The organism is Mojavia sp., from assembly GCF_059505145.1.
Genome location: NZ_JCACKA010000064.1, coordinates 66844 through 79531, shown reverse-complemented (window position 1 = coordinate 79531; position 12688 = coordinate 66844). Strand labels below are relative to the sequence as shown.

Below are 12688 nucleotides of genomic sequence, written 5' to 3'. Positions count from 1 at the left end.
CGCAGAGGAGCGCGGAGTCAGCGCAAAGTAACCGCAGAGTATTAATTTTTAGGGGGTATTGATATCTTTACCATTAATCATTTCTGCCATTGCGACAACGATTTTACGCTGTCCAATGTATGGGTTTCTGCCGTGAGCAGCCAGCATATTATCTAGCATGATGATGTCGCCTTTTTGCCAGGGGAAGCTAGTTTGCGATCGCTGATATACTGCATTAATTTCAGCAATTTCGTTTTCTGTAATTGGTGTACCGTCACCATAGTAAACATTACGAGGTAACTTTGACTCACCAAATATTGATCGCAGTGATTCTCGAACGTCTGTATCTAAATAGGAGATATGGTGTAATTGAATTTGGTTGAAAAATACAGGTTCGCAAGTTTTGGGATGTACTGCTAAAGCTGGGCGAATTTGTCGAGTCACTAATCCATTATTATCATACCATTCAAACTCAATTCCAGCTTGACGGCAGTAATTTTCTACCTCTTTTTTATCTGTAGTTTGGAAAAATTTACGCCAACTAACATCTAAACCTTCAGCGAAATTTCTCACATACATTAACTGTTTAGTGGCTAATTTTTCTCGCAATTGATGACCAAGCAATTGATAAGCTTTGCGACAGTCAACTATTGGAGTTTCTCCACCTTCAGCCGCAGGTTGGACACAGTAAAACCAAATTTTTAAGGGAAAGCAATGTAAATGGGAACTTTCATTATGGAAAAGTATAGCTTTATCTGCTGGGTAAGGAGTGGAACCATAAACTTTACCACCTTCACCTATGCGGGGTAAGTCGCCATATTCAGCAAATAAATTAGGACTAATTGTTTGAGCGAAATTTTCAAACTCTGAAACTGATTTTACATTAAAACCTCTAAATAAAATCGCTCCATGTTTGAATAATTCTGTTTCAAGATAATCTCGATTATTCTCAACCCAAGATATTAAATCAACTTCTGCATTATTAGGCTGAATCACCAGAGGAAATTTTTGCCCCTCTTGCAGATAATCTGTTTTAATTAATTGCTCTACTGACAGACTCACTGCTTTAGGAGCAATGCTCATGAATTTTTGTTTTTTAGCTGCTTTACGCTCCTGTTGTTGCATAGTTTGTTGTACCTTCTCTGCTTCTGTGAGCATTTCTAATGTATTGATGCGACTTTGAGGTTTAGTCACAATGCTGTTGATTAATGTTTGCCAGTGATTTGTAAATTGAGTGATGGTATCTGGGGCAAATAAATCAGCGTTATATTGCCATTTACCTTCTATACCTTGCTCGGTTTCTGTGAGAAACAAGGCTAAATCAAATCTGGCATTTCTGCCTTCTAGTTCCAGTAAATTTAAGGTAAGTCCTGGTAATTCCAAGGCTGAAGTAGGTGTATTTTGCAGGACAAATAAAACCTGGAATAGTGGAACTGTGTTGCTTAAATGGCGCTCAGGTTGTAATTCTCTAACTAACTCATCAAAGGGTAAATCTTGATGAGCGTAAGCTGCCAATGTTTGGGTGCGAATACGTTGTAATAATTCTAGGAAGGTGGGATTTCCGCTTAAATCTGTGCGTAAGACTAATAAGTTAACGAAAAATCCTATTAATTGTTCAATTTCTGCTTGATTGCGGTTGGCAACATCTGTACCAACAACAATATTATCTTCATTGCTGTAGCGTTGTAGTAAGATTTTAAAACTTGCCAGCAGTGTCATAAATAAGGTTACACCTGCTTGCTGAGAAAGCGATCGCACTTCTTGCACCACTGATGCAGGTATCACAAAACTATGACTAGCACCCCGGTTTGTTTTCACCTCAGCACGGGGATGGGTTGTGGGTAGTTGCAGTACAGGTAAGTTTGCTAATTGCTGCTTCCAGTAAGTGAGTAAAGCCTCTCGTCTTCCACCTTGCAAGTGTTGATGTTGCCAAACTGCAAAGTCTGCATACTGGATGGGTAATGCTGGTAAAGGAGAAGATTCACCAGCCGCAAAAGCGGAGTAAAGTGCTGCTATCTCCCTAATTAATATACCCTTTGACCAACCATCAAAAACGATGTGGTGGATAGTGAATAGTAAGATGTGTTCTTGTTCCCCTAGCTGTAAAAGTGTGCATCTCAGCAAAGGTGCTTGGCTAAAATCAAAGGGAAGTTGGAATTCTTTAATACTAAAATGCCGTATTTCTGCTTCTTGTTCAGCTTTCGGCAATTCCTGTAAGTCCACCACAGGTATTTTTATCTGCACATCAGGAGTAATGACTTGCAAAGGTTGTCCATCCACGGAAGTGAAGCTAGTACGTAATACTTCATGACGGCGAATAATTTCGTTAATGGTTTCCTCTAACGCCTCTATATTCAACTCACCCACAAGACGAACTTTTGCGGGCATATTGTAAATACCGCTACCTGGGTTTAGCTGTTCTAATAACCATAATCTTGCTTGGGCAAAGGATAAAGGTAAATTTCCATCACGAGAAACAGGTGTAATTGCAGAAATACCCTGATGACTGGTTTGTTGAATATTTTTAGCTAGTTTTGCAATGGTTGGGAATTCAAATAAACGCTGAAGCGGTATATCCACCCCAAAGGTTTTGCGGATACGAGAAATAACTTGAGTTGCTAGTAAAGAATGTCCGCCTAGTTCAAAGAAATTGTCGTAAATACTAACTTGGGAAATACCCAGAACTTGAGTCCAAATTCCGGCTAAGACTTCTTCTACTGGATGACGAGGCGCAACAAAACCACTGACTAATTCCGCATTAGTATTTTCCGGTGCAGGTAAGGCGCGGCGGTTCACTTTACCGTTAGGAGTTAAAGGTAGAGAATCTAAGATGACAAAAGCACTGGGTATCATGTACTCAGGTAGCTTTTGCCGTAAATACTGGCGCAGTTCATCAGTAGCGTCGTTTTCAGCAACTAAATAAGCAACTAAACGCTGATTTCCTGGTACATCTTCCCGCACCATCACTACACATTGACGCACTGCGGGATGTTGTTCTAACACCGCTTCAATTTCGCCTAATTCAATGCGGAAACCTCGTAGTTTAACTTGATAGTCAATGCGTCCTAAATATTCAATTTCTCCATTAGAAAGATAACGGGCTAAATCACCTGTTTTGTAGAGTAATGTTTTTGGAATGAATGGGTTAGGAATGAATTTTTCTTTAGTTAATTCCGGTTGATTAAAGTAACCCCGTGCTAAACCCGCGCCGCCAATATACAGTTCTCCAGGAACGCCTACGGGTACTGGTTGTAAATGCTTGTCCAGGATATAAATTTGAGTATTAGCTATAGGACGACCAATAGGAACTATAGCTTCACGCTCATCTACTCTATGAATGGTAGACCAAATAGTCGTTTCTGTAGGGCCATATAAATTCCAGACACTAGCAGCCCTTTGACGTAACTGTAAGGCTAAGTTGTAGGGTAAGGCTTCGCCACCACAGAGAATTTTGAGTTGGGAATTTCCTTCCCAGCCTGCATCTAATAACATTCGCCAAGTTGCAGGGGTGGCTTGCATGATAGTTACAGCAGAATTATTCAGTTGTTTTAATAACTGTGTGCCGTCTGTTGCAACTTCCCGACTGACTAAAATTAATTTAGCTCCTGTTGTTAAAGGAAGGAAGATTTCTAAAACCGCAATATCAAAAGATAAGGTAGTGACTGACAGCAGGTTGTCTGTGTTGGTTAACTGCAACTTCTGCTGCATTGCGGTGAGGAAATTTACTACACTGCGATGGCGAATTTGTACACCTTTAGGTTTACCTGTTGAACCGGAAGTATAAATTGTGTAACTTAGATTACTTGCATCAATGTTGCTGTCAAGTGGGTTTTGTTGATGTGCGGCGATGCTTTCCCAGTCGCTATCTAAACAGATAACTTGGGCGTAGTTAGGTGGAAGAGTTTTTAATAAATGTTGCTGGGTTAATAAGACTGAAATTTGTGAGTCTTCCAGCATGAACGCTAAACGTTCTTGAGGATATGTAGGATCTAGTGGTATGTATGCTCCTCCTGTTTTGAGAATTGCTAAAAGAGCGATAATCATTTCTAAGCTTCGCTCTACACATATCCCCACTAATACCTCTTTTTTTACTCCCAATTTTTGCAGGTATTGAGCAAGCTGATTTGCTTTGGCGTTCAGTTCCCGATAGGTCAATTGCTGGTTCTCAAATACTACAGCAACAGCATCAGGTGTTTTCTCAACTTGTGCCTCAAATAGTTGATGAATACATTGGTCTTGGGGATAATCAACTTGTGTATTATTCCACTCTTCTAATAACTGATAACGCTCGGTAGCTGTCAGTAATGGCAATTCACAAATACGCTGTTGAGGATTTGCCACCATACCTAATAGTAAAGTTTGTAAATGCCCCAATATGCGAGTGATTTTAGCATCATCAAAACGGAGGCGATCGCAAAAAATTTCTAGTGTTAATTCTGAATTTACTTGTACTGAAATATTCAGTGGATAGTGAGGATGAATAAAACTATTAATATTAAATATTTTGAGATTATCTATCGGTTGTTGTAAAGAAGAATTTATTGGGTAATTTTGAAAATTAAATATAGCTTCAAATAATGGCTGCCCAGATGGAACATCACTCCATTTTTGAATCTCTATTAATGGAGTATATTCATATTGCCGCACCTCATTTTGTTGTATTTGTAATTGCTTGAGCCAAGGTATAAAAAATTCTTGAGGATTTAAGCTTATTCTGACTGGCAAAGTGTTGATAAACACTCCCACCATTGATTCTACACCTGCTAATGTGGTGGGGCGGCCAGAAACAACTCCTCCAAAAACAATGTCGTTCTCACCACTATAACGGCTCAGGAGAATCGCCCAGGCTCCCTGCACTATAGTATTTAGTGTTAGTTGTTGTTGTCGAGCTAAAGACTGCAACGCGGCTGTTTCTGTCTTTGATAACTTTAGTATCTGTGTAGCAAAATTTTTGCTTTTACTAAAATCATCTATTCCCAAAGAAGTGACCGTGGTAAAACCTTTGAGATATTGTTTCCAAAAATTCTCTGCTTTTGATAAATCTTGCTTCTGTAACCAAGCTATATAGTCTCGATAAGGACGAGGTTTTTGTAACTTTAAATCTTTACCTTGGCTTAATGCATGATAGCAATTAAATAATTCTTGAAGGAGTAAGGAAGAAGACCATCCATCTAATAGTAAGTGATGATGAGTCCAAATAAATTTATAGTGTTTCTCAGCTAACTGAACCAGCATTAAGCGCATCAGTGGTGCTTGAGAAATTTCAAAATCTTTTTCTCTTTCTGCTACTAAACAACTTTCAATCTGCTCTTGCTGCTCAATAAATCCTATTGTAGATAAATCTTGTTGTTGCCAAGGTAGTTGCACTTGTTTATGCACTACCTGTACAGGTTCTTTAATTCTTTCCCAAATAAAAGAAGCTCGCAAAATTGGATATCTTTCAACTAACTGCTGCCATGCTTGTTGAAATATATCAATATTTAAATTTCCCTGAATGTCACAACTTAGCTGTTCAACATACACTCCTGAGTTTGGGGCATAAAGAGTGTGAAAGAGTATGCCCTGCTGCATCGGTGATAGTGGATAGAATTCCTCAATATTCTTCATTTTTTTCCAATTTTTTATGTTTTGTTGATGCTTGCCAGAGAGTTGTTTAATTTATTTTTTCTAGCTTGGTTGGATCATCAATAAAGGAGTTGATTTTTTTGGCTACTAACATCGTGATTGTTCCTGTATACGTTCGTTCAATTTTATTTAACTTGTAACTTGATTAATGGCTGCCAAAATATTATCGATATCGTCTTGACTCCATTGGCTAGATTCAAATTCAGCAAAGTCTGAAGGTGTATAACTAGGTGCTGTAGAAGACTGGCTAGCACTGAGTATAGAAAGTAAAGCTGTTTGAAAATCTTGAGCTAACCTTTCAACTGTTGCTTGACGATAAACATTTTGGCTATAAATCCAATCGATTTTAAGTTGGTTTTGGACTATCAAGGCATTAATTTCTATTAGATGGCTGCGTTGTGCGTGTGAACTACGGGATAAACCGCCGGATTTTGGGGATAACTTTAATAAAGAAGACTCAGGTATAGTTTGCTCGTAGTTGCCAAGGTAAAGGAAAAGTACCTCTGCTTGTTGTAGCGATCGCAATTTTTCCGTAATAATCTCATCACCACTCAAGTAGCGCAACACACCATAGCCCAAACCTTGATTCGGGAAACTACGGATTTGCTCTTTCACCTGCTTTAAGATTTCCCCTATTTGTTCTGTATCGCCAATTTGCAATAGCATGGGGGCAATATTGGTAAACCAGCCTACTGTACGGGATAAATCGATATCATCGAAAATTACATCTCGGCCATTTCCCTCTAAGTCAACCAGCAATGATTGCTTACCAGTCCATTTACTAAATGCTTGTGTTAAAGCAGCAAGTAGTAGATCATCTGTTTGGACTCGATAAGTTGTAGCAATTTCTTCTTGTAATGCCTGTGTTTCTTCTACACTCAAGGTTACAGATATAGTCTCAGCCGATGCTACAGTGTTAGCACCATCTGGATAATCTACTGGCAATGGTGATACCCAGTCACGCTCAGCTGTTAACCAATAAACCTGTTCTCTTTGTAATTCTATTGACTGGGCATACTGAGTTAGCCGCAAAGCCCACTGTTTGAATGAAGTTGTCTTCGGCGGTAGTTTAATTGCTTTTCCTTGGCTGAGTTGTTGGTATGCAGTCTCCAAATCTTCTAGCAAAATTCGCCAAGAACCAACATCAATTGCTAAATGGTGGATTGCCAACAGGATGCGGCTTGGTTGATGAGTTCCAAAGTCAAAGAATGCAACCCGCACAATTGGGCCAGAAGTAAGATTGAGACTCGCTTGGATCTCTTGAATAGATGCTTCAAATGCCTGTTCTTGTTGCTGTGGTAACAGTTCTGATAAATCTATCTCTTCAAACGGTACAACTTCATCAGGACTAGCATTTATTTGTTGCCAACTTGATGCTTCTTCTGCAAAACGTAGGCGCAAAGCATCATGATGTATTAGTAAATGCTGAACTGCTTGTTTTAAGAACACAGGGATAAGAGATTGTTGCACTTCTAACACAACTGTTTGGTTCCAGTGGTGTGCATCAACTAATTTCTGCTCAAAAAACCAGTGCTGAATCGGTGTTAGGGGCAGTTCTCCTGTCACTAATCCCTGTTCACTTAAAACTGTTTGCGTTCTGCCTGCTATTTCTGCTAATTGGGCAATAGTTGGGTATTCAAACAAATGCTGATTAGTAAAGCGTAGTCCTGCTTTGTTGGCTCTGGCAGTAATCTGAATACTTAATAGAGAATCGCCGCCTAACTCTAAGAAGTTATCTTCAATACCTATTTGTTCAATTCCTAGAATTTCTTGCCAGATGTTAGCAATGGTTTGCTCTGTTTCGTTTCGCGGAGCAACATAACTATTCTGTAAGTATGGTCTAGAGTGTAGTGCTGGTGAATCGGTGCGATCAACAACTTCTGAAGGCTTAATCCACTGTTCAACTCTGGCTTGTAAATCAGTTGTTGAAACAACTATTTGATTGACTTTATTTAAAGTTAATACGCGTTGGAATACTTCGACACCTTCATGATTATTCATGAAAAATTGAGTAGAATTTTCTGGCTTTGCTGCCAATTCTCTAACTAATTGACTCGTTAACCAGTTATCCCAATTTACACTAATCCAAGGTGTATAACTTGTTTGATTATGTTTATAAACAAAGGCATCAGTGAAGTGATGGGCTGCTGGATAAGCCGCCATTCCTAATGCACCTATAACAGATGATAAGGAAGATATTAAAACACAGAAATCAAGCTCTATTTCTTGTAATGCTGTTTCTAAAATATACAGTCCATGACCATTAGCTTTTAGTTGTTGTTCGCATTCGCTTCTAGTAATTTCTTGAACTGTTCTAAACAGTTTAATTCCAGCAGCATGAATAACGCCATTTATCTGACCAAAACGGTCTATAGTCTGAGTAATAGCTGCTTGCATTTGGTCTGCATTGGCTACATCAGCACTCAGAGCCAGAATTTCTGCACCTAGTTGTTCTAGTTCCTGTAATTTGCGAATTTTACTGCTGAATTTATCTTCTGCGTCGTGAGTTGTTAGCCATTCTTCCCATTCATCTTTGTTAGGGAAAGCTGAAGAACTAATTAGTATTAATTTTGCTTTGACTGTTTGTGCTAAATACTCGGCAATTTCTAAACCGATACCACCTAAACCACCAGTAATTAGATATACTCCTTCTTGCCGCAGCTTGGGTGGTTGGTTGTTATCTAGCCGTAGTGGTTCATAAGATTGTAGCCAACGATGATGACCACGATAAGCGATCGCACTCTCAAATTCTTTAGTATTTAACTCTGCTAAAAGTTGTTCTAACAGTTGGCTTTCTGCAACAGTTCCAGCCGCAGGAAGCACAATATCAATACTGCGACAGGAAATATTTGCATACTCTTGCGGAATGGTTTTACACATTCCCAAGACAGTTGCTTTCTCTGGACTTAATTTTTCTAAACCTGTTACGTCGTAGATATCATTAGTTACGACCAAAATATCTACAGGTTGAGTAATATTTTGTTTACTAAGAGACTGTGCCAGAAATAACAAGCTATAAAAACCTACATTTTGGCAATTGTCAAAATACTCGATTCCTGATGTTGTTTGTTCAGTAGGTGCGATACTCCAGAGGTGTAAAATTGCATCTGGAATTTGCCCGAAAAATTGCAACTCTTCGATTAGATCATCATAATCATTAGGCTGGCTAGGATTGATGCTATATTCCCTTTCACTCAATTTGCTAAACTGCTCTCCCTGCCAGACTGTAATAACATTGTTACCCTCACCTTCTAGGCGTTTGGCTATTTGTAAACCTACTTGACAAGTATCAGCAAATACCAACACTTGTTTTTCAGATTTTACAGTTTGGGGTGCAATTGTTTGTTTCCAAACTGGTAAATAAAACCAGTCTGCTATGTCAGGCTTTTTCTGATTGACAGCAAAAGACTCACTAAACTTTTTCTGAGGTTCTATCCAATAACGTTGACGTTCAAAAGGATATGTCGGTAGTGGGATGCGATAACGACGTTCAGAACCGTAAAAGCTAGACCAATCTATTGCAACTCCAAAAAACCAGAGGCGACCAAGTGTATTTAGCAAGAACACAACATCTGCTTGTTCTTCTTTGGGATGCCGTAAAGAAGACAGTATCGGCTGTTGGCTTACACCTGCTTGCTGTTTAACAAAGGTACACAAAGTCCGCCCCGCCCCTACTTCCAGAAGAATTCGGTTTGGCTCTTGCAGTAACACAGATATGCCATCTGCAAACTTCACTGTTTGTCGTAAATGACTCGCCCAGTAATTAGGATCTGTAGCTTCTTGGGCAGTTATCCAAGTTCCGGTGAGATTCGAGATAAAGGGAATTTGCGGAGGATTCAATGTAACTTTCTTAGCTTCCGCAATAAACGCCTGCAAAATCGGTTCCATCATCTGAGAATGGAAAGCATGGGAAGTATACAGGCGACGACATTCTATCCCTTGCGCTAATAGTTGCTCAGACAGTGCATCTATCGCGCCATGAGTTCCTGACACTACACAAGAAGACGGTGCATTACTCGCAGCTAAAGATAAGTTTTCATTGAGTAAAGGTTTAACTTCTGCTTCTGAGAAGGGAATCGATAGCATACTGCCGCTTGGCAATTGCTGCATTAGTCGCCCACGCATAGCAACAAGAGTTAATGCGTCTTTTAAGGACATAACACCAGCAAGACAAGCCGCTACATATTCCCCGATGCTATGGCCAATCATTGCACCCGCAGAAATACCCCAGGACATCCACAACTGAGCTAAGGCATACTCGATGACAAATAATGCTGGCTGGGTTACGGATGTTTGCGTGAGTTTTTCTTGGGCAGTTTTGGTGTCAGACTCTTGGGGATAGATGACTGCACGTAAATCTAGGCTCAATAATGGTTGAAGTATCGAACAGCAACGGTCTACAGATTCACGAAAGGCTGACTCTGTTTGATAAAGTTCTTTGCCCATGTTGACATACTGACTACCTTGCCCAGGAAACATGAAGGTAATCGGGCGATCGCAAGGTTCTTGGTAGTGAGTGAAAATTTGTTGATAAGCTCTATTTTGCAAAGCATTGACCGCATCTTGAATATCTTCACACACCAAGATGCGACGATAATTAAACTCTTTACGCCCTAGTTGCAGGGTATAAGCAACATCCGCCAGATTTAGGTCAGGATGCTGCACCAGATGTTGAGTCAGATTATCAGTAGCAGTTTCTAATGCAGATTCAGTCTTGGCGGAGATGACTAACAGATGATACTTTCTCCCCTGCTCCCCTGCTCCTCTGCTCCCCTGCTTTTCTACAACTGGTGCTTCTTCTAAAACAACATGAGCATTGGTTCCTCCCATCCCCAAGGAACTAACACCCGCACGACGCGGAGATAGTTCTGGTTTCCATTGAGTCAGTTTTGTGTTGACGTAAAAAGGACTATTGTCAAAATCTATCTGGGGGTTGGGCTGCTCAAAATTTAAGCTGGGTGGTATTTGTTGATGTTTGAGAGCTAAAGCCGTCTTGATTAATCCGGTGACTCCTGCGGCTGCATCGAGATGACCGATGTTTGTTTTGACAGAACCAATCGCACAAAAACCTTTTTTGTCTGTACTGGCGCGAAAAACTTTAGTTAAAGCAGCAATTTCAATTGGATCGCCTAAAGTTGTGCCTGTACCATGCGCTTCAACATAGCTGATGGTTTCTGGTTCAACCCCGGCTAACATGATGGCTTCTGCGATCGCTTCTGCTTGTCCATCGACGCTAGGCGCTGTATAACCAACTTTCTGTGAACCATCGTTGTTGATAGCCCAACCTTTAATTACTGCATAGATGTGATCGCCATCTGCGATCGCATCCTCCAGCCGCTTCAGCAGAACAACTCCGACACCATTACCAACAGTTGTTCCTTGTGCTTGAGCATCAAAAGCACGACAATGGCCATCAGGAGATAAAGTTCCGCCTGGTTGATACAAATAACCTGTTTTATGCGGAACTCGAATTGAAACTCCCCCTGCCAAAGCCATATCACATTGATAATTAATTAAACTTTGACAAGCCAGAGTAATTGCTACTAATGAAGTAGAACAAGCTGTTTGAACTGTCAGACTTGGCCCAGTTAAATTTAATTTGTACGATACACGAGTAGAGAGAAAATCTTTATCATTACCAATTAATTTTTGATAAGACTGTGCCGAACCAACTTGGTCGCTATTTAAGTCAAAAGATAAATAATTATTTAAACTAGCACCAGCATAAACTCCTATCCGACTCTCACATCTATTGGAGTCATAACCAGCACTTTCTAAAGCTTCCCAAGCATATTCTAAAAATAGACGGTGTTGTGGATCGGTAATTTCCGCTTCTTTAGGATTAACGTCAAAAAATGCAGCATCAAATAAATCAATATCTTCTAAAACGCCGCCTGCTTTGACATAGTTACTATCATCTAAGCAATTAGGAGCAATACCTGCTGCTAATAAATCTTCATCTGTAAGCTGAGAAATTGATTCGATTCCCGCTTGTAAATTGTGCCAAAATTCTGCAACATTATTAGCTCCAGGGAAACGTCCTGATATACCAATAATTGCTATGCCTTCCATTGATGCGTCAGATATTGTACTACCCATGTTCTTTTTCTTGGGTTGAATTTAAAATAATGGTTTTTGTTGTCAAAAATTTATTTCCTCATGCAGAGTTGCAGAAAATAAATTGATGTTTTTATCAATTATCTCATGTAGCTGAGGAGCGAGTAAATTCTGCGTTTTGTATCAGTAAATGACCGACGACCATGCAAAAATCTAGAATTGTCAATCATAACTAAATCGCCCGATTGCCAGGGTATCACCTCAGTTAAGTTATTCATCACTTGCTGAATTTGGTTAATAACTGTTGATGGTATAGGTGAATCATCTGCAAAAGTGACGACTCCTCTAGGATTTTTGTACTCAGTAATTAGACTATTAGCAAATGCGTCTTGATGACCATATTTAGTCTTAACTACAGCCGAACAAATATATTCTATAGAAATAGATTGGTCTTCATTAATTTTGTAACTTAAACCAGGAATGCCATTCAGAGTACGTTTAACATCAGCTAAAGTAGCACCTACTCCTAGAAAACGCTTCCAGTCAGCAGCCGGAAATTTTTGGAAAAATTTGATTTTTTTAGCAATAAATAATTGTCGTAATTCTTCACTTAATGCTTGCCATACTCTTACACCATCCCAATATAAAGTTTCACCACCTTGAGAAGCTGGTACACCACAGCAAAACCAAATGACATCGGGACGAAAGGGAGAATTAGCGTTTTCGCAATGAGGGCTAACATAGTGCATCCCTGGATCTACTAAAGTGACATATTTATTACGTGGATCAACTATTGGTCTGTCTTTATCCAAGACAAATTTTGAACTGAATTTTTCAGCAAATACCTTCATCTGTTCATAGTCAACACCAAAACCTCGAAATAGTAAAATACCAAACGATTTAAAATCGCCTAAAGTTTCTTCAACAGGCAGTTGCAAAATTGATTGAGCAGTTTTGTTTTGAATTAGTTTTGCACTGTTAGTTAATAATGTATTAGTTTCAAGCATTATATTCTGAATTTCCTTAT

3 protein-coding genes are annotated in these 12688 nt (G+C 39.5%); all 3 read right to left on the bottom strand.

Annotated features, from left to right (window positions below):
• Positions 1 to 48 precede the first annotated feature (48 nt).
• On the bottom strand, positions 49 to 5586 hold the full coding sequence (locus AC5JL8_RS14850; RefSeq protein ID WP_495880554.1) for an amino acid adenylation domain-containing protein: 5538 nt from the start codon (positions 5584 to 5586) through the stop codon (positions 49 to 51).
• Between the two features lie 147 nt (positions 5587 to 5733).
• A complete protein-coding gene (locus tag AC5JL8_RS14845) occupies positions 5734 to 11703 on the bottom strand; it encodes an SDR family NAD(P)-dependent oxidoreductase (RefSeq protein WP_495880553.1) in 5970 nt (1989 codons plus the stop codon).
• 98 nt (positions 11704 to 11801) lie between these two features.
• Positions 11802 to 12668: a TauD/TfdA family dioxygenase gene (locus tag AC5JL8_RS14840; protein WP_495880552.1), complete on the bottom strand. Its 867-nt coding sequence runs from the start codon at positions 12666 to 12668 to the stop codon at positions 11802 to 11804.
• Positions 12669 to 12688 lie beyond the last annotated feature (20 nt).